A 22,461-nucleotide genomic window follows, 5' to 3' on the forward strand; every position below is an offset into this window, starting at 1 on the left:
CGTGCACACACAGTGGCGGGCGTTCAGAGCCCAACATAACCGCACAGCAACAACCATTGACAAGTGTCCGGGATGTTTCTCTACTGTGAACGCTCACAGACAGCATGACGGGGCCTCGCGACGGTGGGGCCCTCGGTCGTGCGATTCGCGTGGCAGGTTTCCGCATCGGGCGGAAACCCAGGTCAGGGGAGAGATCCATGCCCAACACGAAGCGTCGGCGGCTCCTTGTCAGAGGCGCGGCCTCCGCCCTCGCCGTCACCCTCGGCGCCACCGCACTCGCCGCCTGCGGCTCGTCCGACGACGACGGCGGCAGCGCGTCCGGCCCGGTCTCGCTCACGTACTGGACGTGGACGCCCGGCATGGACAAGGTCGTGGACCTGTGGAACAAGGGCCAGGGCAAGAAGGACCGGATCACCGTCACGGTGAAGAAGCAGGCGTCCGGCGACACCCTGATCACCAAGATCCTCACCGCGCACAAGGCCGGCAAGGCCCCCGACCTGGTGCAGGCCGAGTACCAGGCGCTGCCGACACTGGTCAGCAATGACGCGCTGGCGGACATAGCGAAGAACGTCGGGGACGCGAAGGCCAAGTTCGCCGACGGGGTCTGGCAGCAGACGACGCTCGGCACGGACGCGGTCTACGCGGTGCCGCAGGACATCGGCCCGATGATGTTCTACTACCGCGCGGACCTCTTCAAGAAGTACGGCCTCACGGTCCCCGCGACGTGGGAGCAGTTCGCCCGGACCGCGCGCGCACTCAAGAAGAAGTCCCCCGGCACGGACCTCACCACCTTCTCCGCCAACGACTCCGGCCTCTTCGCGGGCCTCGCCCAGCAGGCCGGCGCCAAGTGGTGGACCACCTCCGGGGACAAGTGGAAGGTCGCCATCGACGACGCGGCCACCAAGAAGGTCGCCGACTTCTGGGGCGGCCTCGTCAAGGAGGGCGCCGTCGACAACCAGCCCATGTACACCCCGGCCTGGAACAAGGCGCTCGACACCGGCAAGCAGATCGCCTGGGTCTCCGCCGTGTGGGCCCCCGGCACCCTGACCACCGCCGCGCCCGACACCAAGGGCAAGTGGGCCATGGCTCCCCTCCCCCAGTGGTCGAACGGCGAGAACGTCACCGGCAGCTGGGGCGGATCCTCCACGGCCGTGACGACGGACTCGAAGCACAAGGAGGCCGCCGCGAAGTTCGCCGCCTGGCTGAACACCGACGGCGACGCCCTGAGCGCGCTGGCCAAGGAGGGCGGCATCTATCCCGCCTCCACCTCCGCCCAGCTCAGCGGCGCCTTCACCACTCCGCCGGACTACTTCTCGAACCAGGCGGACTTCTACACCCTGGCCGCCAAGATCGCCAAGACGACGGCGCCCTCGTCCTGGGGCCCGAACGTCAACGTGGCCTACACGACCTTCAACGACGCCTTCGGCGCCGCCGCCAAGGACCGGTCGGACTTCTCCGCCGCCCTGGCCAAGATGCAGTCGGCCACCGTCGCCGACATGAAGAAGCAGGGCTTCGAGGTCTCCGAGTGACCACCGCACACCGCCGGAGGTCGCACGGGGTCAAGGGGGCCCCGTACGGCTTCCTCTTCCCCGCGACGGTTCTGTTCGCCCTGTTCTTCGCGCTGCCCATCGGGTACGCGGTGTGGCTCAGCCTCCACAAGGTGCACGTCTCCGGGCTCGGCCTGGGCTCGGGCGCCCGGAAGGAGGTGTGGGCCGGCGTCGAGAACTACACCGACGCCCTCACCGACAGCGAGCTGCTCGACGGCGCGCTGCGCGTCCTCGGCTACGGCTGCATCGTGGTGCCGGTGATGCTCGGCCTGGCGCTGCTGTTCGCGCTGATGCTCGACTCCGACCGGGTGCGGCTCGCCCCGTTCACCCGGCTCGCGATCTTCCTGCCGTACGCCGTCCCCGGCGTCGTGGCGGCACTGCTCTGGGGCTTCCTGTACCTGCCGGACGTCAGCCCCTTCTACTACGTCCTGCAGAAGCTGGGCATGCCGCAGCCGGACCTGCTGGACGGCGGCCCGCTGTACCTCGCCCTGTCGAACATCGCGATCTGGGGCGGCACCGGCTTCAACATGATCGTCATCTACACCTCGCTGCAGGCCATCCCGGCCGAGGTGTACGAGGCGGCGAAGCTGGACGGCGCCACCCCGTTGCAGATCGCACTGCGGATCAAGATCCCGATGGTGGCGCCCTCGCTGGTGCTGACCTTCTTCTTCTCGATCATCGCCACACTCCAGGTGTTCAGCGAACCGACCACCCTCAAGCCCCTCACCAACTCCGTGTCCACGACCTGGAGTCCGCTGATGAAGGTGTACCGGGACGCGTTCGGCGCCGGAGACGTCTACCAGGCGGCCGCCGAGGCCGTGATCATCGCGCTCGCCACGCTGGTGCTGTCCTTCGGCTTCCTGCGGGGCGCGAACCGTCGCAACAAGCAGGAGGCAGCGCGATGAGTTCTCTTGCCGTCCACCACGCCCCCTCGGCGGCCGGCGCCGCGGGCAAGGCCCGCAGCCGTCCGCCGCTGCGCCGCCGGATCGCCCTGGTCCCCACCCTCACGTTGCTGCTGGGGGCGCTCTACTGCCTGCTGCCGGTGGCGTGGGTGGTGATCGCGTCCACGAAGTCCGGGCGCGAGCTGTTCACCACGTTCACGTTCCTGCCGGGCACGGGCTTCGCCGACAACCTGAGGGACCTGAACGCCTACCGCGACGGCGTCTACTGGCAGTGGATGGGCAACTCCGCCCTCTACGCCGGTCTGGGCGCGCTGCTGTCGACATGCGTGTCGGCGTTCAGCGGATACGCGCTGGCGATGTACCGCTTCCGCGGCCGCGAGACGATGTTCAACATCCTGCTGGCGGGCGTGCTGATGCCGCCGATCATTCTCGCCGTTCCCCAGTACCTGCTGCTGGCGAAGGCCGGCCTCACCGACTCGTACTGGTCGGTGCTGCTGCCGCAGATCCTCTCCCCCTACGGCGTCTACCTCGCGCGCATCTACGCCGCCGCGGCCGTTCCGGGCGACGTGGTGGAGGCGGGCCGTATGGACGGGGCGAGCGAGTGGCGGATCTTCACCCGGATCGCGCTGCCGATGATGATCCCGGGACTGGTGACGGTGTTCCTGTTCCAGTTCGTCGCGGTGTGGAACAACTTCCTGCTGCCGTACATCATGCTGAGCGACGACGAGAAGTTCCCGATCACCCTCGGCCTGTTCACCCTCCTCGAACAGGGCGCCAACACGCCGGCGCTGTACACGCTGGTGATCACCGGCGCGTTCCTCGCGGTGATCCCGCTCGTGGCGCTCTTCCTGGTCGTTCAGCGGTTCTGGAGTCTGGACCTGCTCTCCGGAGCCGTAAAGTCATGATTATGAACAATGGGGCCGGGGGCCGGCGCAAACCGCCGACCATCCACGACGTGGCGCGGGAGGCGGGCGTCTCGCGCGGCACCGTCTCGCGCGTCCTCAACGGCGGGCACTACGTCAGCCCGACCGCGGCCGAGGCGGTCAACGCCGCCATCCGCAGGACGGGTTACGTCGTGAACCGGCACGCCCGCTCGCTGATCACCGGCCGTTCCGACTCCGTGGGCTTTCTGCTGACGGAACCTCAGGAACGGTTCTTCGAGGACCCCAACTTCAATGTCCTGCTGCGCGGCTGCACCCAGGCGCTGGCCGCGCACGACGTCCCTCTGCTGCTGATGCTGGCCGGGACCGAGGACGAGCGGCGGCGCATCACGCGGTACATCACCGCCGGACACGTCGACGGGGTGCTGCTGGTCTCCAGTCACTCCGGCGATCCGATCGCGACCGAACTGCGCGAGGCGGGCGTGCCCCTGGTCGCGTGCGGCAAGCCGATCGGGATCGGCTCCAAGGTGAGCTATGTGGCCGCCGACGACCGCGACGGCGCCCGGGACATGGTGCGCCATCTGCTCGCGCAGGGCCGTCGGCGCGTCGGCGTGGTCACCGGACCGCTGGACACCCCCGGCGGTGTGGAGCGGCTGGCCGGCTACCGCGAGGTGCTGGCCGAGGCGGGCATCGCGTACGACGAGCGGATCGTCGTCTCCGGCGACTACAGCCGGGCCAGCGGCGAGGCCGGGGCCGAGCGGCTGCTGGCCCGGGCGCCGGACCTGGACGCGGTGTTCGTCGCGTCCGACCTGATGGCGCAGGGTGTGCTCACGGCACTGCACCGGGCGGGCCGGCGGGTGCCGGAGGACGTCGCGGTGGGCGGCTTCGACGACTCCCCCGCGGCGACCGCGGCCAGCCCCTCCCTCACCACCATCCGCCAGCCCTGGGACCGCATCAGCAGTGAGATGGTCCGGGTGCTGCTCGCCCAGATCGGGGGCGAGGAACCGGCGGCGGTGATCCTTCCGACGGAACTGGTCAAGCGCGAGTCGACCTGACGTCGGCGGAGCCGGCCGCGCGCTCCTTAAGGAGGGCCGGTGCGGCGGCGGCGCGCTGCTCGCGTCGGCCGCGGTCCGGGACGGGCGTGATGACGTGCGGAACGGCGGCGGGCGCGCGGTACCTCGTCAGGCCGGGCCGGCCGGTCAGGATCGCCGACCGGTCAGGATCGGAGAAGCCGTCCCGCCTTCCCCGGCCTAGCGTGAGGAGTGCGAGAACACGGACGTGTTCGTACGCACCGCACAGCGAGGAGGACGCCATGGCCGCCGGCCTGCAGACCATCATCTACCCCGTCAAGGACATCGTCCGGGCCAAGGCCCTGTTCAGCGCGCTGCTGGGGGTGGAGCCGTACGCCGACGAGCCGTACTACGTCGGCTTCAAGGCCGCCGGCCAGGACGTCGGCCTCGACCCCAACGGGCACGCCAAGGGGATGACCGGGCCGGTTCCGTACTGGCACGTCACGGACCTGCGCGAGCGGCTCGCGGCGCTGCTGGGGGCGGGCGCGGAGCTGCTGCAGGACGCCCAGGACGTCGGCGGCGGCAGGCTGATCGCCTTCGTGAAGGACGCGGACGGCAATCTGGTGGGACTGCTCCAGGATCCGACTGCCTGAGCACGGCCGCGCCGAACGCATGCACCCGCACTAGTTGCAACGTCAATGAATCGCCCGATCGGTGTACCGTGCGGGTATGGCAGCGAAAACGGCCGGGGCGGGCCTCGAGGAGCGGTGGCGGGACATCCTGTCGGTGCACGCGCGCACGATGTGCGAGATCGATCGGGCGCTCCATCCGCACGGCCTCGGTGCGAGCGACTTCGAGGTGCTCGACATCCTCGCCTCCGAGGCGCCCCAGGACGGCGACCAGTGCCGGGTGCAGAACCTCGTCGGCCGGGTGCATCTGAGCCAGAGCGCGCTGTCCCGGCTCATCGGCCGCCTGGAGAAGGAAGGCCTGGTGGAGCGGTCCGTCTGCCTGGAGGACCGGCGCGGGGTGTACGTCGCCCTGACCCGCAAGGGCCGTGACCTGCATGCCGAGGTGCTGCCGCTGCAGCGGCAGGTGCTGGAGCGGCTGCTGACCGGGTCCTGATCCCGGCGAGCGGCCGCCGGCCGTCCGCGGTCCTCCGCGGGCGGGACGCGGAGCGGCTGCCGGGCTGGGGGCCGTCCCCCGCCGCCCGCGCCACGTCGCCCCGGCGGCGACGGCGTCGCGACGACGCACTCACCGCCGAGGCGCCGGCGCCGCCCGGTCCGAGCGGGACGGGCGTGCCGGAGAGGCGCGGGCCCCGCCTCCCGTGTCTCAGCGCACGAGCAGGGTGCGCACCCCTTCGGAGGTCAGCGTCAGCGGGTGATCGCCCGCCCCGTCGATCGAGAGCGACAGTTCTCCGCTCGGCCACTGCGCGGCGAGCGCGGCGAGCGGCACCAGCCGATAGCGGTCGACCTCCGGCAGCAGGTCGGCCATCTCCGGCTCGGAGGTGAACACCGGCACAACGGGCGCGCCCCCGGGCTGTTCGAGGACGGGCAGGGCGACCGTGGTCGGGTCGGTGACGTCCTCGTCGGTGGCGTCGTCGGGCACCGGGACCAGCACGTCACAGTGCGCGAGCGTGTCCAGTGCGACGGTGTTCTCGGTGTCCCTGGCCAGCGCGTCCAGCGCGAGCGCGGCGGGATTGTTCGAGCGGTCGTGCGCGGGTGTCTCCATGGAAGCTCCCTGGTAGCGGCGGTCCGGCCTCGCGTACCCGACCGTGCGGGCCTCAATCCCCCGGCCGGGGCGGTGCCGCCACGTGGACGCCCCGGCCGCCCCGCGACCGTCGGCCCCCGGACGCGCGGCGACCGCCGGGCGCCCCTTCGTGACACACGCCGATCCGCGGGGTGCGCCCTCCATGGCCGGCAGATGCCCTCGGCTGCCCTGGCGGCTCGTGGTTCCACTCCGGGCGCCGGGACCTCGGGGCGCCCCGGCGCCGGGCGGTCACGGCTGGTGACGGCGGGCCGACTCATTCTCCTGGGCCATGCGCCTGAGCGCCATCAGCGCGGGCTCCAGGAGGACGGTCAGCAGAAGGGCGCGCTCGGCGGTCTCCAACGGATCGTCGAGTCCGTCGAGTTGGTCGAGATCGAGGACCGCGGTGCGCTCGGCGAGCCGCGCGTACGGCAGGAGCGTGCGCCAGTCGAGGGGGACCCCGAGCGCGCGCAGGGAGCTCAGGGTCTCGGCGAGGACGGCACGCGCGGGCGCCGCCTCGTGCACCCGCCATTCCAACTCCTCGACGAGGTCGGTGACTTCGGCCGCCTCCGGAGCGTCCTCGGCGGGTTTCCCGCCCACCCGGACCGAGCCCAGGGCCACGCCCAGCAGACGGTGGGTGTCGTCCGCGTGCTCGGTGAGGGCGTCGAGCACCTCTTTGGCGGTGCCCACCGACAGACCGCGCACGCCGGTCAGCGCACGGATCAGCCGGAGCCGGTGCAGGTGCTGATCGTCGTACTCGGCCTGCGTGGCCGCCGTCTGACGTCCCGGCGGGAGGAGCCCTTCGCGGAGGTAGTACTTGATCGTCGTCACGGAGACGCCGCTACGACGGCTCAGTTCGGAGATGCGCATGCGATCGGCTCCGGTTCGCTGTTCGGCCTTGCCATGAATATTGGATACCTCTACTGTCTAACACGGATAGTAGAGGTATCCAATATTCTTTCGCGCCGCCGGAGAGAAGGCATCAGTCATGACGCTGTCCGAGAAGAGCCCGGTCCTCGACGAACCGGTCGTCTCCGCCCCGCCGCCCGAGCGCCGCCGCATACCCCTGTGGCTCGCGATCGTCGCCGCGAGCGTGCCCATGTTCATGGTCGCGCTCGACAACCTCGTCGTCTCCACGGCCCTTCGCACCCTGGCCGTCGACCTGCGGGCGGACACCCGGGAACTGCAGTGGTTCGTCAACGCGTACGTGCTGAGCTTCGCCTGTCTGCTCATGACCGGTGCCGCGCTCGGCGACCGGTTCGGACGACGGCGGGTCTTCGTCGCCGGCATCGCCGTCTTCACCCTGGCCTCCGTCGGCTGCGGTCTCGCCGACTCCAGCGCCCAGCTGATCGCCTTCCGCACGGTCCAGGGCTTCGGGGCGGCAGCCGTGATGCCGCTGTCGCTGACCCTGCTTTCCCAGGCCGTGCCGGCCCGGCTGCGCGGCATGGCATTGGGCGTGTGGTCCGGGGTGAGCGGCCTGGCCGTGGCGATGGGCCCGGTGGTCGGCGGGGCGGTCGTCGACGGTCTGGACTGGCGGTGGATCTTCTGGATCAACGTGCCGGTGTGCTTGATCGCGATCCCGCTGGTGCTGTTCGCCCTCCGGGAGAGCTCGCTGCCCGGCGTCCGGCTCGACCTCGTCGGCATGGCGCTCGCCGCGGCCGGCCTGTGCGCGGTGGTCTGGGCCATCGTGCACGGCGACCCCGACGGCTGGACGTCGCCGAAGGTGCTGGGCACGTTCACGGCGGGCGCGGCGCTGCTGGCCGGGTTCGTCGCCTGGGAGGCACGGACGGAGGACCCGATGCTGCCCCTGTCGTTCTACCGGGCGCGGTCCTTCACCCTCACCAACATCGTCTCGGCGGCCATGTACTTCGGCGTCTTCGGCTCCCTGTTCCTGCTGGCCCAGTACCTCCAGATCGTGCCCGCGCGCACCCCGCTGGAGGCCGGCGTGCGCACCCTGGCCTGGACGCTGATGCCGATGTTCGTCGCGCCGGTGGCCGGTCTGCTCACCGACCGGGTGGGCGGCGGGCGGTTGATGGCTCTCGGACTCTTCCTCCAGGGTGTGGGGCTGGGCTGGATCAACCTGGTCGCCGACGTCGACACGGCGTACCCGTCGCTGGTCGGTCCCATGATCGTGGCCGGTGTCGGCATGGGCTTCGTGTTCGCGCCGACGGCGGCGGTCGTGCTCGGCTCGGTCGCCGGGCATCACGCGGGCAAGGCGTCCGGCGCCAACACCACGGTGCGGGAGATCGGCGGCGCCCTCGGCATCGCCGTGCTGAGCACCGTCTTCGCGGCGCACGGCGGCACCCGCGGACAGCAGGAGTTCGTGGACGGGCTGCATCCCGCGGTGTGGGTCGGTGTCGCGGTGGTGTTCGCCGGCGCCCTGTGCGCCCTGGCCATCCCGCGCCGGCAGCAGGCCCCCGCGGAGGCGTGATCCCTGCCGTGAAGGTCGGGGGGCAGGCGCCGCCGCGCGTCCGCGTCGCTCCCCGTCGCGGGGTCGCCTTCTCCCCCGCGCCGACCGCCTTCGACCGTACCCGCACACCTGAGCGCAGGCCCGCTTGAATGATCGAACGACCGCAGGGTTAGCATATGAGCGCCACCTAGCTCGAAAGATAGGCCCGTGACGCTCAACGACGATTCGTTCACTGACTGGAAGAACCGCGAGGAGATCGCGGAGTCGATGATCCCGATGATCGGGAAGCTGCACCGCGAACGGGACGTGACCGTCCTGTTGCACAGCCGCTCCCTGGTGAACAAGTCGGTGGTCAGCATCCTCAAGACCCACCGGTTCGCCCGGCAGATCGCGGGCGAGGAGCTCTCGGTCACCGAGACGCTCCCCTTCCTTGAGGCCCTCACCACCCTCGACCTCGGCCCCGCCCAGATCGACATCGGCATACTCGCCGAGAGCCACCGGGCCGACGACCGCGGTCTGTCGGTGCTGGACTTCACCGCCGAGGCCGTCGCCGGCGCCACCGGCGCCAACAAGATCGACCGCCGCGAGCCGCGCGACGTCGTCCTGTACGGCTTCGGCCGCATCGGCCGGCTCGTCGCCCGGCTGCTGATCGAGAAGTCCGGCTCCGGCAACGGCCTGCGGCTGCGCGCCATCGTGGTGCGCGGCGGCGGCACCCGGGCCGCCGACGACCTCGTCAAGCGGGCCTCCCTGCTGCGCCGCGACTCCGTGCACGGCCAGTTCCAGGGCACGATCACGGTCGACGAGGCCAACAACCGCATCATCGCCAACGGCAACGAGATCACGGTCATCTACGCCGACGATCCGTCCGAGGTCGACTACACGGCGTACGGCATCGACAACGCCATCCTGATCGACAACACCGGCAAGTGGCGCGACCGCGAGGGCCTCTCCAAGCACCTGCGGCCCGGCGTCGACAAGGTGGTGCTGACCGCGCCCGGCAAGGGCGACGTCCCGAACATCGTGCACGGCGTCAACCACGACACGATCAAGCCGGAGGAGCAGATCCTGTCCTGCGCCTCCTGCACCACCAACGCGATCGTCCCGCCGCTGAAGGCGATGAACGACGAGTACGGCGTGCTGCGCGGCCACGTGGAGACGGTGCACTCGTTCACCAACGACCAGAACCTGCTGGACAACTACCACAAGGCCGACCGGCGCGGACGTTCGGCGCCGCTGAACATGGTCATCACCGAGACCGGCGCAGCGTCCGCGGTCGCCAAGGCGCTGCCCGACCTCAAGGCGCCGATCACCGGCAGCTCGATCCGCGTCCCGGTGCCGGACGTCTCGATCGCGATCCTGAGCCTGCGGCTCGGCCGCGAGACGGACCGTGAGACGGTCCTCGAGTACCTGCGCGGCGTCTCGCTGACCTCGCCGCTGCGCCGTCAGATCGACTTCACCACGGCGCCGGACGCGGTCTCGATGGACTTCATCGGCTCGCGCCACGCCTCGATCATCGACGCCGGCGCCACCAAGGTGGACGGCGACAACGCGATCCTCTACCTCTGGTACGACAACGAGTTCGGCTACTCCTGCCAGGTCGTCCGCGTCGTCCAGCACGTCTCGGGCGTGGAGTACCCGACGTACCCGGCGACGAGCGTCTGACCGGACCCCGAGACACCGAACGGCGGGGGCGGACCCGTCAGGCGGATGTCTCCGGCCGGCCGGACTCGGCCCAGTGGGTGTGGAACGCGCCCGGACGGTCGGTGCGGCCGTAGGTGTGGGCGCCGAAGTAGTCGCGCTGTCCCTGCAACAGGGCGGCGGGCAGCCGCTCGGCACGCAGGGTGTCGTAGTGGGCGAGCGCGGCGGAGAAGGCCGGCACCGGGATGCCGCGGCGGGCGGCGGAGGCCACGGTCTCCCGCCAGGGCACCTGGGCGTCGGTGATCTCCATGGCGAACTCCATCTCGCCGAGCAGGCTGACCAGCTTCGGGTCGGCCGCGTACGCGGCGCGGATGCGGTCGAGGAACGAGGCACGGATGATGCAGCCGCCACGCCAGATCCGCGCGACCGCGCCCAGGTCGATCTTCCAGCCGAACTCTTCGGCCGCGTCCTGGATCATCTTCCAGCCCTGGTCGTAGGCGATGACCTTCGAGGCGTACAGGGCGTGCTCGACCTGCGAGGTGAAGCGCGAGGCCTCGGTGCGACTGAGCGGGGGCGTGGTGCCGCCGGGAAGTCCGGCGTAGGCGGCGCGCAGTTCGCGCTGGCCGGAGGAGGCCCGGGCGAACGTGGCCTGGGCGATGGCGGTGACCGGAGAGCCGAGATCCAGGGCGGTCTGCACGGTCCAGCGGCCGGTGCCCTTCTGACCGGCGGCATCGACGACGACGTCGACGAAGGCCCGTCCGGTGTCGGCGTCGGTGTGGGCGAGCACCTCCGCGGTGATCTCGATGAGATAGGAGCCGAGCCGGCCCTGGTTCCAGGTGCGGAAGATGCCGGCGATCTCGGCCGGGGTGTAGCCGGCGACCTGGCGCAGCAGGTCGTACGCCTCGGCGATGAGCTGCATGTCGGCGTACTCGATGCCGTTGTGCACCATCTTGACGAAGTGCCCGGCGCCGTCGGTGCCGATGTGGGTGGCGCAGGGCTCGCCGTCGACCTTCGCGCTGATGGACTCGAACATCGGGCCGAGGACGTCGTACGACTCGGGGGAGCCGCCGACCATGACGGCCGGCCCGTTCAACGCGCCCTCCTCGCCGCCGGAGACACCGGCGCCGACGAAGTGGAGGCCGCGCTCGCGCAGCGCCTCCTCGCGGCGGCGGGTGTCGGCGTAGTGGGCGTTGCCACCGTCGATGATCATGTCGCCGGGCTCCAGGAGCGGGGCGAACTCCTCGATGACCGCGTCGGTGACCTCGCCCGCCTGCACCATGATCATCAGTCGTCGGGGACGTTCGAGCGCCGCCACGAAGTCGGCGGCCGACTCGGCGGGGACGAAGGCGCCCTCGTGGCCGAACTCCTCGACCAGCGCGCGGGTGCGCCCGACGCTGCGGTTGTGGACGGCGACGGTGTAGCCGTTGCGGGCGAAGTTGCGCGCGAGGTTGCGGCCCATCACGCCGAGGCCGGTGACGCCGATGGCGGCGGTTGCGTTCACGAGGTACGTCCCTTGGATCGATGGCGCGGTCGGAGGGGCGGGCGGCCCCCGGTACCCCCAGGTACGGACCGTCGGCCGGTTCTTCTCGATTCCCCGCCGATTCCCTCACCGGGCGGGCCCCGGAGCCGCCCCACCGCGGCCCCGACCTGCCCCGCCCCGCCGACCCGACGCGGTCCACCGCGGGCCCGGACCGCCGGTCCACGGCCGTCCCTCCATGCCCCGCCCCGAATGGGCCGCCGCGCCACGAAACGGGCCGCCGCGCTTCCGCCGGCTACCGGCGACGCCAGGGCAGCGCCGCGGGGTCGGCCTCGGCGCTCTCGGCCCGGTGCAGGGCCTGGCTGATCGCCTCGCCGATGTCCCCGAACTGACGCACCTGTTCGGGGGTGAGGACGTCGAACACCGCCCGGCGCACGGCCTCGACGTGACCGGGAGCCACCTCCTCCAGCAGCGCCCTGCCCTCCTCGGTGAGGAAGGCGAGCTGACCCCGGCCGTCGGCGGGATCCTCCCGGCGGTCGACGAGACCGACCTCGCGCAGCCGGCTCACCGCGTGCGTGAGCCGGCTGCGCGTGATCTTCAGACGCTCGGCGAGGTCGGACATGCCGAGGGTGCCGTCGGGGGCCATGGAGAGGTAGGCCAGCAGGCTGTAGTCGGCGTGCGTCATCCCGGCGTCGCGCCGCAGCTGGCGGTTGAGGTGGTCGGCGAGCAGCGTGGAGAACTCGACGTAGGCCAGCCAGGCTCGGCGTTCGTCGGCGTTGAGCCAGCGGGGCGTCGTGGACATGGGCACACATTACGGGGTGCCCTGCGCGGGACCGGGGTCCGCCGATCCGGCGGCCCAGGAGGCCGTGCCGGGATCCGTTCGGTCGAGCTCGACGCTCCGGGCGCGGCGGTCGCCGGGGCGACCACGCGGGGTCCATGTCCGCGCGTGGTCGCCCGGGGCGCTCGTACCGCTCCCGCTCGCCGGCAGGCGCCGGGCGGCAGGGCATCGATGGCCCGATGGCTCGTCAGACGGTGCTGCACGCACCGCCGTTCAGCGTGAACGCGGTCGGTGCGGTGTTGGCCGCGCCCCTGCTTCCGAGGAAGCCGACGATGACCGAACCGCCGGCGGGAACGGTGGAGGTGTAGGCGGCGGGGTCACGGTCACCGAGCCGCCGCTCTGGGCGGCGGTCCCGCCCCACATGCCGGTGACGGACTGGCCGTCCGCGAAGGCGAAGGCGAGCCGCCAGCCGCTGATCGGGGTGGAGCCGGGGTTGCGCAGGGAGATCTCCCCCTGGAAGCCGCCCGGCCACTCCCCCACCACGCGGTAGCCGACGGCGCAGGCCACGGCGGGCGCGCCGGCGGTGGTGACGTTCACGGCGGTCGAGCGGGCGGAGCGGTTGCCGGCGGCGTCACGGGCGTAGACGGCGAAGGCGTACGCCGTGTTCGCCGTCAGGCCGGTCACGGTGGCGCTGGTGGCGGTCGACGCGGCGACGGCCGTCTCGGTGGTCCCGCTGATCCGCACGACGTCGTAGCCGGTGACGCCGACGTCGTCGGTGGCCGCGGCCCAGGTGAGGGTGGCCGAGGTGGCCGTCACCGCCGAGGCGGTCGGAGCGCCGGGGGCGGTGGGGGCCCGGGTGTCGCCCGGGGTTCCGCCGCCGAAGACCGTGGCCTCCTTCGCGGTCTGGGCGATCCCGTTGACGCCGTTGAAGATGCGCTTGCCCCAGGAACTGAGCCGGGTGGGATCGAAGTCGAGCGTCAGGTCGAGGATCGGGTCGGTGTTGCCGCTCCAGGACCAGGCCAGGTAGCCGAGCTCGAGCTGCTGGGCGGCGGCCATCATGGTGTCCTCGTCGGGGTCCCCGTACTGGTCCGCGGGACCGCCGAACTCCCCGATCAGAAGCGGCAGCTTGGCGTCGACGAAGGTGTTCAGATAGTCGGTGACCTCCGCGGCCGTGTCGAAGACGCTGTACATGTGGATCGAGAAGATCAGGTTGCCGGTGGAGTCGGCGTCGTACACGGACCGGGCGTTGGCCTTCATCACGCCCTGCCAGTCCTGACCCCAGTTGGGGGCGTCCACCATGATCGTGTGCTGGAGTCCGGCGGCGCGCAGCTTCTTGACCGCGGCGATCGTGGGCGCCGTCCAGCCCGCCGGGTCGGTGTTGCCCCACGGTTCGTTGCCTATGTTGACGATGATGTAGTCCTCCTGGCCGGCCAGGACGTCCTTGAGACCGATCCAGTAGTCGGCCGCCTGGTCGAGCGTGCCGGCCGCGCTGTCCTCGCCGTAGCCGGTGGTGTCGTGCACCTCCAGGACGCAGATGAGCCGGTCGGCCTTGCACTGGGTGATGACGTTCGCGACGTCGGAGGGGCTGTTCGCGCTCCAGCGGTGGCCGTCGGCGAGGACGACGCGCACGGCGTTGGCGCCCATGGCCTTGATGTCGGCGAGCGACTGCTGCGTCCGGCCCGGATACCAGGTGTGGGCGTGGTTGACGCCGCGCATGACGAAGTCGTTCCCGTTGCGCTCGACCAGGCGGCCGTCGCTGATGTGGAGACCGGAGGCGAGGCCTCCGGGCGAGCGGGCCTGGTCCTGGGCGAGCGCGACGGCCGGGCACAGTGCGCCGACGAGGACCAGGCCGAGGAGGGCCGCCAGCCTGGTCAGCAGCGTGCCCAAGGGGTTACCCAGGGGGTGCGTTCGTGCGGTGCTCGTGGTCGTGCTTCTTGTCGTTCTCACTGCGACTCCAGGAGTGAGGCCAAGAAACTCGGGCGGGAGAAGGGGGCGCTCCCGTGGCGCGGCATGTGGGAGCGCTCCCATGAAGCCATTACGTCGAGTACACGTCAAGATGTCGCGCACTCCTTCGACGCTCGGGCGCCGAGCGGCCCCGGCCGCCCTCACCTTTCCCCGCTCACCGTCCGCCGCATGGCCGAACGGGAGAGCCGCAGCTGCCGAACGGGAGGCGCTCGGCGGGGCCCACCGCACAGCGCATCGCGCGTCGTCGTTCGCCTCGGGCGAGGGCGACCTCCACGGACGGCCTCTTGACGCCGTTGACGACGTCGGACCGCACGCGCGGGACGTCGCCGGCCGGGCGGATGTCGGCGAGAGGGGGGATCACCATGCCGATCGGATGGAGGCCCCGGCGTTCCGACGATCCCGGCCGGCCGGGCAGCGGCCCCGCCCGTCAGGCGTCCTGCGTTCCTCCCCGGGCGAGGTCGGCGGCCCAGAACGTGCCGTCCGGGTAACGGTATTCGGCGATCGAGGCCGGGTACATCGCGGCGGAGAAGCCCGGGGCGAGCGGGGCCGTGTAGTGGCCGCCACGGATCACCACCGGCGCGGCGAAGTGCTCGTGAAGGTGGTCGACGTACTCGATGACCCGGTTCTCGGTGGTGCCGGACACGGCCAGGTAGTCGAACATGGCGAGGTGCTGGACGAGTTCGCACAGCCCCACTCCCCCGGCGTGCGGGCACACCGGCACCCCGAACTTGGCGGCGAGCAGCAGGATCGCGAGGTTCTCGTTGACGCCGCCGACCCGGGCCGCGTCGATCTGCAGCACGTCGAGGGCGCCGGCCTGGAGCAGCTGCTTGAAGACGACGCGGTTCTGCACGTGTTCTCCGGTGGCGACCTTCACCGGCGCGACCGCCTCGCGGATGGCGGCGTGACCGAGGATGTCGTCGGGACTGGTCGGTTCCTCGATCCAGTACGGGTCCAGCGCGGCCAGGGCGCGGGTCCATTCGATCGCCTCGCCGACGTTCCAGCGCTGGTTGGCGTCGACGGCGATGCGCACGCCGTCGCCGACGGCGGCGCGGGCCGTGCGCAGCCGCCGCAGATCGTCGGCACGATCGGCGCCCACCTTCAGCTTGATCTGGGTGAATCCGTCGGAGACGGCCTGCTTGGCCAGCCGGGTGAGCTTCTCGTCGGAGTAGCCGAGCCAGCCCGGCGAGGTGGTGTAGGCCGGGTATCCGCGCTCCAGCAGCACCCGTTCGCGCTCGGCCAGCCCGGCGCGCGCGTCCTGGAGCAGGGCGAGGGCGTCCGCGGGGGTGAGCACGTCGGCGATGTAGCGGAAGTCGACCTGGGAGACGAGCCATTCGGGGTCGGCGTGGGCCAGCAGACGCCACAGCGGCTGCCCGGCCCGCTTGGCGGCGAGGTCCCAGACGGCGTTCATGACCGCGCCGACCGCCATGTGCATCACGCCCTTCTCGGGCCCCAGCCAGCGCAGTTGGCTGTCGCCGATCAGATCGCGGTCGAGGGAGCCCGGGTCGGCGCACAACTCGTCCACCGACCGCCCCAGCACATGCGGGCGCAGGGCAGCGATGGCGGCGACCTGGACGTCGTTGCCGCGCCCGATGGTGAAGCTGAAGCCGTGGCCCTCGAGTCCGTCGCCGGCGTCGGTCCGCAGCACCACGTAGGCGGCGGAATAGTCGGGATCCGGGTTCATCGCGTCGGAGCCGTCCAGCTCCCGCGAGGTCGGGAAGCGGATGTCGTGGGTGTCCACCGCCACGATCCGGGCCGGGGTTGCGGTCAAGGGGGCGCCCTTCATGCTCGACGACATTGATACATCGGAGGAATTCCAGAACCGCGACTTTAGGGGGATCCGCCGACGCTGACAACACCCCCGGAAAACCCACGATTGCTCGGAGACAACCTCTTGTCAGCGCGGGTGACGCCGTCGTAGCGTCCTCGGCGTTCGAGATACATCGGAGGACTTTCCGCCTCCCCGACCGCGCTCGCGCTCTCCCCCCGCGGACCGACGCGCCCTGCCCCTTCCGTCCCTCACCTCGCGCGACTCCCATCCCTGGCAAGGAGAGAACCCGGCCATGAACCTCGCCCGCACCCGTTCCACCGCCGCAGCAGCCGGCGCCGTCATCGCGGCCCTCGCCCTCCTGACCGCGTGCAACCGCGACAGCGCCGGGTCGGACAGCGCGGGCGGCGACAGCCCCGCCGTCGGGATCGACCTGCCGCGTTCCGACTCCGACTTCTGGAACTCCTACGCCCAGTACCTCAAGAAGGACATCAAGTCCGACGGCGTGAACGCCCTGCCGCTGAGCAACTCGCAGAACGACGTCACCAAGCTGGTGGCCAACGTGCAGGTGTTCCAGAACACGGGCGCGAAGGCCGTCGTCATGGCGCCCCAGGACACCGGCGCCGTCGCCTCCACCCTGGACGCGCTCGCCGCGAAGAAGATCCCGGTGGTCAGCGTCGACACCCGGCCCGACAAGGGCGACGTCTACATGGTGGTCCGGGCCGACAACCGGGCGTACGGAACCAAGGCATGCGAGTACCTCGGCAAGCAGCTCGGCGGCAAGGGCAAGGTGGCCGAGCTCCAGGGCGCCCTGGACTCCATCAACGGACGCGACCGGTCCGAGGCCTTCGCCGCCTGCATGAAGCAGAAGTTCCCCGGCATAAGGGTGTTCGAGCTGCCCACCGACTGGAAGGGCGACGTGGCCTCCGCCAAGCTGCAGAGCCTGCTGGCCCAGCACCCCGACCTGGGCGGCATCTACATGCAGGCCGGCGGCGTCTTCCTGCAGCCGACGCTCGCCCTGCTGGAGCAGAAGAAGCTGCTCAGGCCGGCGGGCCAGAAGGGGCACATCGCGATCGTCTCCAACGACGGCATCCCCCAGGAGTTCGACGCCATCCGCAAGGGCCAGATCGACGCGACCGTCTCCCAGCCCGCCGACCTCTACGCCAAGTACGCGCTGTACTACGCCAAGGCAGCGGCCGAGGGCAAGACGTTCGCGGCGGGGCCCACCGACCACGGCTCCACGATCATCAAGATCCCCAACGGCCTGGAGGACCAGCTGCCCGCGCCGTTGGTGACCAAGGACAACGTCGAGGACAAGGCCCTGTGGGGCAACAACGTGAGCCGGTGACCCACCCGACCGGCGACAGCGCCCGCACCCCTGGAAGGACGGTACCCGTCATGGCTCACCCCCCGGCCGCGCCGGCGCACGGCGCCGGCCCGACCCCGGTCGCCGAGGCCGTCGGGATCGGCAAGCGGTTCGGCGCCACCGTCGCGCTGCGCGACGCCCGGATCGCCGTCGCGCCCGGCGAGTCGCACGCGCTGGTGGGCCGTAACGGGGCCGGCAAGTCGACCCTCGTGTCCCTGCTCACCGGACTGCGCCGGCCCGACACCGGCGTCCTGCGGTTCTCCGGCGAACCCGCCCCGCCCGTGGGGGACATCGACGCCTGGCGCGCCCGGGTGGCCTGCGTCTACCAGCGTTCCACGATCATCCCGGACCTGACCGTCGCGGAGAACCTCTTCCTGAACCGGCAGAGCGCCGGCCCGCTGCAGCCCATCCGCTGGCGGCAGTTGCGGCGCCGGGCCGAGGAACTGCTCGGCGAGTACGGGGTGGACGTCGACGCCACCGCGCGGGCCAGGGACCTCACCGTGGAACAGCGGCAGTTCGTGGAGATCGCGCGCGCCCTGTCCTTCGGCGCCCGCTTCATCGTCCTCGACGAGCCGACCGCGAAGCTCGACGCCCGGGGCATCGGCCGGCTCTTCGCCAAGCTGCGCGACCTCCAGCGCCAGGGCGTCGCCTTCCTCTACATCTCCCACCACCTGCAGGAGGTGTACGACCTCTGCACCACGGTCACCGTCTACCGGGACGCCACCCACATCCTCACCGCGCCGGTGACCGAGGTCGGTCACCAGGCTCTGGTGGAGGCGATGACGGGAGACACGACCGCCGCCGCGGCCGCCGGACCGGCGGCCGGCGGCCGGACCGGCGGACCGGACGAGCGCCCCGAGCTCCTGACCGTCGACGGGCTCACGCTCCCCGGTGTCTGCCGGAGGCTGTCCCTGTCGGTGCGCTCGGGCGAGGTCGTCGGGCTCGCCGGGGCGGCGGCCAGCGGCAACGTGCGGGTCGGGGAGGCGGTCGCCGGTCTGCACCGCGCCGAGGAGGGCCGGATCTCGGTCGGCGGCCGGGCCGTGCGCAGCGGCAGCGTTCCGTCGGCGCTGGCCGCGGGCGTCGGCCTCGTACCGGAGGACCGTCACCTCCAGGGTCTGGTCGGCAACCGCAGCGTGGCGGAGAACGCGACGCTCACCGTCACCGACCAGCTCGGCCCGTTCGGCACCGTACTGCCCTCCCGGACCCGGGTCTTCGCCCGGCGCATGATCCGCGACCTCGACATCAAGACCCCGGGTCCGGCCACCTCGGTGTCCGCGCTGTCCGGCGGCAACCAGCAGAAGGTCGTCGTCGCCCGCGCCCTCGCCACCGACCCCCGCGTGCTGGTCGCCGTCCGCCCGACGAACGGGGTGGACGTCAAGTCCAAGGAGTTCCTGCTGCGTCGTGTCCGCGAGGTCGCGGACGGCGGGAAGGCCGCGCTGATCGTCTCCGACGAGCTGGACGACCTCAGGGTGTGCGACCGGGTCGTCGTGATGTTCCACGGCCGCGTGGTCGCCGAGTTCGCCCCCGGCTGGCGGGACGAGCAGGTGGTCGCCGCCATGGAGGGCGTGGGCGTGGCCGATCACACGACGCCCGACACCGACGCCGGCGCCGGCCCCGGCGCACCCGGCACAGCCCAGGACGAGAGGTAGTCATGTCCGCCACCACCGATGTCACCGACCCCGCAGCCGGCGTGGCCGGGTCGACCGCCGAGGACTCCCGGCGCGGGCTCGATCTCGGCCGGTTCCGTGAACTGTCCCTGATCCCGGCCATCCTGGTCCTCGGGCTGATCGGGTTCATCGTCTCGCCGGCCTTCCTGACCGCCGACAACCTCATCGGCGTGGCCCAGCAGTCCACCGAGCTGAGCCTGCTGGTGCTCGCCACCGCTCTCATCCTGATCAGCGGGCGGATGGACCTGTCCCTGGAGTCCACGATCGGGGTGGCGCCGGTCATCGCCGTCTGGCTCGTGCTGCCGACGAGCGGCGCCCGGTTCACCGGACTCGGACTGCTGCCCGAGTGGACGGCGATTCCGCTCTGTCTGCTGGTGGGTGCGGTGATCGGCGCCGTCAACGGGTTCCTGATCCTGAAGCTGCGGCTCAACGGCTTCATCGTCACCCTCGGCATGCTCACGATGCTGCGGGGACTGCAGGTCGCCCTCTCGGAGGGCCAGTCCATCGTCGAACTGCCCTCGTCCTTCACCTACTTGGGCAAGGCGTCCTGGTGGGGCGCGCCCGCGGCGATCTGGATCTGCGTGGTGCTGTTCGCCCTGGGCAGCGCGGCCCTCGCCTGGCTGCGGCACGGCCGGGCGCTCTACGCGATCGGCGGCAACGCGGAGGCCGCCCGCACCGCCGGCATCCGTGTCGACCGGATCGTGTGGCTCGTCCTGATCACCGGCAGCGTGCTGGCCGCGTTCGCCGGCATCCTGTACAGCGGCCACTACGGTTCCATCTCCGCCACCCAGGGCAGCGGCTGGATCTTCCAGGTCTTCGCCGCGACCGTCATCGGCGGGGTGAGCCTCAACGGCGGCAAGGGGTCTGTCTTCGGCGCGCTGACCGGTGTGCTGACCCTCCAGCTCGTCGTCAACGTCATGACGCTGGCCGGTGTGCCACCGCTGTGGAACCAGTTCCTCAACGGCGCGATCATCATCGTCGCCCTGATCATCTCCCGCTTCGCCTCCGGCGAGCAGCAGGAGTAGGCGCACAGGAAGGCACGCTCATGGCGCTGACCGACGAGGCCATGGACAAGATCAAGGCCATGATCGTGGCGGGCGATCTCGCGCCGGGCTCCCGGTTGCCGAAGGAGGAGGTCCTCGCCGGACAGCTCGGCCTGTCCCGCAGTTCGCTGCGCGAGGCGGTACGGGCGCTGACCGCGATGCGGATCCTGGTCACCCGGCAGGGTGACGGCACCTATGTGTCCAGCCTGGAGCCCCAACTGCTTTTCGAGTCGCTCTCGTTCGCCTCGGACGTCTCCCAGGGCCGTGCGGCCCTGCACCTGCTGGAGGTGCGCCGGCTGATCGAACCGCAGGCGACCGGGCTGGCCTCCGCGCTGCTCACCCCCGCCGACCACGACGAGCTGGCCGCCCTTCTGCGGCAGTGCCGGTCCGCCGCGACGGTGGAGGAGTTCGTCGGCCACGACATCGCGTTCCATCTGCGGATCGTCGAAGCCGTCGGCAATCCGGTGCTGTCCATGCTGCTGCGCGTGCTGTCCACGCGCACCCAGCGGGTCCGCATCGTCCGGGGCACCCGGACCGAACGGGCCGTGGACCACGCCCACCGTGAGCACGACGAGATCCTCCGTGCGCTCCGGGCACGCGACGCCCCGCTGGCCGTGTCGACCGCGACGGTCCATATCGCGGCCGTGGAGCAGTGGCTGGCGGCCGGACTCGTACAGGACCCCGTGGGCGCGCTCTGACGGCGGCCGCCGCACACGGCGTCGGAATTCCCGCTCGCCGCCCGGCCACTGACCGAAATTCACCGCAGCACCGCGTGCGGAACTTCCCGAAGGGCTTCGGAAGTCGCTTGGGAAAGCGCTTCGGGAGGCTCCGGGCGAACCGTCTCCCCTTGACCTTTCGGTGACGGGAATGTGTGGATGTTGTACCCGCCCGTCGTGCGGTGCCTGCGTATAGGCCTTTCGGTACGGATTCGGTCCGTCGCCGCCGACCGGGACGGCTTGCGACGCTTTCTGCGGTGCAGTAACCAGGTGAACCATGAACCTGTTCACCCGCGGCGCGTCCGTCCGACGTCCGGCGCCCCCTGTCGCTCCGCAACTCACCGACGACACGCCCGGCTTCCGGCCGGATCCCGCCCTGGCGGCGCTGTCCGGAGAGTGGATGATCGACCCCGCGCACAGCCGCATCGGATTCTCCGTGCGCCACGCCCTGGTCACCACGGTGCGCGGGGCTTTCACCGAGTACCGCAGCCGGCTCTGGTTCGACGGTCGCCACCCGTCCCGCTCGCGAGCCGAGATCCTGCTGTCCACGGCCAGCGTCGACACCGGCGTGGAGCAGCGCGACGCCCACCTGATCGGCCGTGACTTCCTGGACGCGGCGAGTTATCCGCATATGCGTTTCACGAGTACCGCCGTGGAACTCGTCGGCTCGGACGTCTACCGCATGACCGGTGATCTCGCCATCAAGAACGCCACTCGCCCGGTGGTTCTCGAACTCACCTACATAGGGCATGTCACCGACCCGTTCGGATATGAACGGGTCGGTTTCGACGGCACCACCACGATCGACCGTTCCGAATGGGGCCTCACCTACAATGCCCGGCTGGCCGAGGGCGGTGCGATGGTCAGCGAGAAGGTGCGTCTGCAATTCGACATCGCGGCGATCCGCACTCCCGCCACCGACTGACCGCCGGCCAGGTGGCCGCCGCCATGGTCACGGTCACCCCGCCCGGCATCCCCGTCCCCGTGCCCGGCGAAGGCGTCGGCGGCCCCGACGGTCCGCTGCCGCGCCGCCTCGGCGCTCTGGAGTCCTTCGACCGCCGTTTCCCCGGTTTCCGCAGCGAGACACACGGGGTCACCCTCGCCCCGGACACCGGCGGCTACCTGATGGAATGCCTGCGCCCGACGGCGGACCACCCGACGGGCCCGGACGCGGACGGACGTCACACCGCGCCGCCGGTCCAACGCGGACACCCGGCGGAGCGTCCCGCCCTCCTCGTCGGTCGCTGAGACCCGTCCGAGGTCGCCGAGGCCCGTCCGGCGACGCCGGTCCCCGCCAGGTGCGGCCGGTCGCCCTCCCGACCGGTGCCGCGACGCGCAGCACGGCGCCGGATGCCGCGGTCGTCCGCCGCGCGCCGTGGCGGGCCGCGGGGACAGGGAGGCGGTCACCGCCCGGGGAGTACAAGGTCGACGGCTTCCGCTTCGACCTCATGGGGCACCACCCGAAGGCCAACATCCTCGCGGTGCGCAAGGCGCTGGACGCGCTGACCCCCGCCCGGGACGGCGTCGACGGCAAGAAGATCATTCTCTACGGG

At 71.2% G+C, this 22,461-nt stretch carries 19 protein-coding genes and 1 pseudogene; 14 read left to right on the forward strand and 6 right to left on the reverse strand.

All coding sequences use genetic code 11. The annotated features are described in order from the left end of the window. Positions 1–197 precede the first annotated feature (197 nt). From BG482_RS26295 to BG482_RS26325, 6 genes are all read left to right on the forward strand, one after another. A complete protein-coding gene (locus BG482_RS26295; RefSeq protein WP_069771616.1) occupies positions 198–1,529 on the forward strand; it encodes an ABC transporter substrate-binding protein in 1,332 nt (443 codons plus the stop codon). After that, positions 1,526–2,452, forward strand: a complete 927-nt coding sequence (locus tag BG482_RS26300) for a carbohydrate ABC transporter permease (RefSeq protein ID WP_069771617.1) — start codon at positions 1,526–1,528, stop codon at positions 2,450–2,452. The genes BG482_RS26295 and BG482_RS26300 overlap by 4 nt, the downstream gene beginning before the upstream one ends. Continuing rightward, on the forward strand, positions 2,449–3,354 hold the full coding sequence (locus BG482_RS26305; RefSeq protein WP_069771618.1) for a carbohydrate ABC transporter permease: 906 nt from the start codon (positions 2,449–2,451) through the stop codon (positions 3,352–3,354). Before BG482_RS26300 ends, BG482_RS26305 begins: the two co-directional genes overlap by 4 nt. Further along, positions 3,351–4,385, forward strand: a complete 1,035-nt coding sequence (locus BG482_RS26310; RefSeq protein ID WP_069771619.1) for a LacI family DNA-binding transcriptional regulator — start codon at positions 3,351–3,353, stop codon at positions 4,383–4,385. The genes BG482_RS26305 and BG482_RS26310 overlap by 4 nt, the downstream gene beginning before the upstream one ends. Before the next feature lie 257 nt (positions 4,386–4,642). Beyond that, on the forward strand, positions 4,643–4,993 hold the full coding sequence (locus BG482_RS26320) for a VOC family protein (protein ID WP_069771621.1): 351 nt from the start codon (positions 4,643–4,645) through the stop codon (positions 4,991–4,993). Positions 4,994–5,069: 76 nt separating this feature from the next. Further along, positions 5,070–5,462, forward strand: a complete 393-nt coding sequence (locus BG482_RS26325; RefSeq protein WP_069771622.1) for a MarR family winged helix-turn-helix transcriptional regulator — start codon at positions 5,070–5,072, stop codon at positions 5,460–5,462. 207 nt (positions 5,463–5,669) lie between these two features. Here BG482_RS26325 and BG482_RS26330 read toward each other — a convergent pair whose 3' ends face one another. Both BG482_RS26330 and BG482_RS26335 read right to left on the reverse strand, forming a co-directional pair. Then, the gene (locus BG482_RS26330) at positions 5,670–6,068 is read right to left on the reverse strand and encodes an SseB family protein (protein WP_069771623.1); all 399 of its coding nucleotides are present in this window, start codon (positions 6,066–6,068) and stop codon (positions 5,670–5,672) included. A 267-nt stretch (positions 6,069–6,335) separates the two neighbouring features. Continuing rightward, the gene (locus tag BG482_RS26335; protein WP_069771624.1) at positions 6,336–6,953 is read right to left on the reverse strand and encodes a MerR family transcriptional regulator; all 618 of its coding nucleotides are present in this window, start codon (positions 6,951–6,953) and stop codon (positions 6,336–6,338) included. A 118-nt stretch (positions 6,954–7,071) separates the two neighbouring features. Here BG482_RS26335 and BG482_RS26340 point away from each other — a divergent pair, with 118 nt between their 5' ends. Continuing rightward, a complete protein-coding gene (locus tag BG482_RS26340; protein ID WP_069771625.1) occupies positions 7,072–8,514 on the forward strand; it encodes an MFS transporter in 1,443 nt (480 codons plus the stop codon). Positions 8,515–8,700: 186 nt separating this feature from the next. Then, positions 8,701–10,155 carry a glyceraldehyde-3-phosphate dehydrogenase gene (locus BG482_RS26345; protein ID WP_069771626.1) on the forward strand — a complete coding sequence of 485 codons (1,455 nt, stop codon included), beginning with the start codon at positions 8,701–8,703 and terminating at the stop codon, positions 10,153–10,155. A gap of 37 nt (positions 10,156–10,192) precedes the next feature. Here the strand turns inward: BG482_RS26345 and gndA are convergent, their stop codons facing one another. The 4 genes and pseudogenes from gndA to BG482_RS26370 form a co-directional block, all read right to left on the reverse strand. Then, positions 10,193–11,632 (reverse strand): NADP-dependent phosphogluconate dehydrogenase, encoded by a 1,440-nt coding sequence (gndA, locus tag BG482_RS26350; protein ID WP_069771627.1) that lies wholly within the window; start codon positions 11,630–11,632, stop codon positions 10,193–10,195. Between the two features lie 271 nt (positions 11,633–11,903). Beyond that, positions 11,904–12,410: a MarR family winged helix-turn-helix transcriptional regulator gene (locus BG482_RS26355; protein ID WP_069771628.1), complete on the reverse strand. Its 507-nt coding sequence runs from the start codon at positions 12,408–12,410 to the stop codon at positions 11,904–11,906. 223 nt (positions 12,411–12,633) lie between these two features. Continuing rightward, a pseudogene (locus BG482_RS26360) lies at positions 12,634–14,333 on the reverse strand (cellulase family glycosylhydrolase). A gap of 445 nt (positions 14,334–14,778) precedes the next feature. After that, positions 14,779–16,119: an enolase C-terminal domain-like protein gene (locus tag BG482_RS26370; protein ID WP_069771641.1), complete on the reverse strand. Its 1,341-nt coding sequence runs from the start codon at positions 16,117–16,119 to the stop codon at positions 14,779–14,781. A gap of 292 nt (positions 16,120–16,411) precedes the next feature. On the opposite strand from BG482_RS26370, the gene BG482_RS26375 reads away from it, so the two are divergent. The 6 genes from BG482_RS26375 (at position 16,412) to BG482_RS26400 (ending at position 22,156) form a co-directional block, all read left to right on the forward strand. Beyond that, on the forward strand, positions 16,412–17,464 hold the full coding sequence (locus BG482_RS26375; protein ID WP_069771630.1) for a sugar ABC transporter substrate-binding protein: 1,053 nt from the start codon (positions 16,412–16,414) through the stop codon (positions 17,462–17,464). A gap of 50 nt (positions 17,465–17,514) precedes the next feature. Further along, positions 17,515–19,131: a sugar ABC transporter ATP-binding protein gene (locus BG482_RS26380; RefSeq protein WP_079142167.1), complete on the forward strand. Its 1,617-nt coding sequence runs from the start codon at positions 17,515–17,517 to the stop codon at positions 19,129–19,131. A gap of 2 nt (positions 19,132–19,133) precedes the next feature. Beyond that, on the forward strand, positions 19,134–20,174 hold the full coding sequence (locus tag BG482_RS26385; RefSeq protein WP_069771631.1) for an ABC transporter permease: 1,041 nt from the start codon (positions 19,134–19,136) through the stop codon (positions 20,172–20,174). 20 nt (positions 20,175–20,194) lie between these two features. Beyond that, positions 20,195–20,890: a FadR/GntR family transcriptional regulator gene (locus BG482_RS26390; protein WP_069771632.1), complete on the forward strand. Its 696-nt coding sequence runs from the start codon at positions 20,195–20,197 to the stop codon at positions 20,888–20,890. Between the two features lie 295 nt (positions 20,891–21,185). Beyond that, positions 21,186–21,833: a YceI family protein gene (locus BG482_RS26395; protein ID WP_069771633.1), complete on the forward strand. Its 648-nt coding sequence runs from the start codon at positions 21,186–21,188 to the stop codon at positions 21,831–21,833. Further along, a complete protein-coding gene (locus tag BG482_RS26400) occupies positions 21,725–22,156 on the forward strand; it encodes a hypothetical protein (protein ID WP_370745887.1) in 432 nt (143 codons plus the stop codon). The genes BG482_RS26395 and BG482_RS26400 overlap by 109 nt, the downstream gene beginning before the upstream one ends. The last annotated feature ends 305 nt before the right edge of the window (positions 22,157–22,461 follow it).

This window comes from Streptomyces sp. LUP30 (assembly GCF_001746365.1).
Lineage (GTDB): Bacteria > Actinomycetota > Actinomycetes > Streptomycetales > Streptomycetaceae > Streptomyces.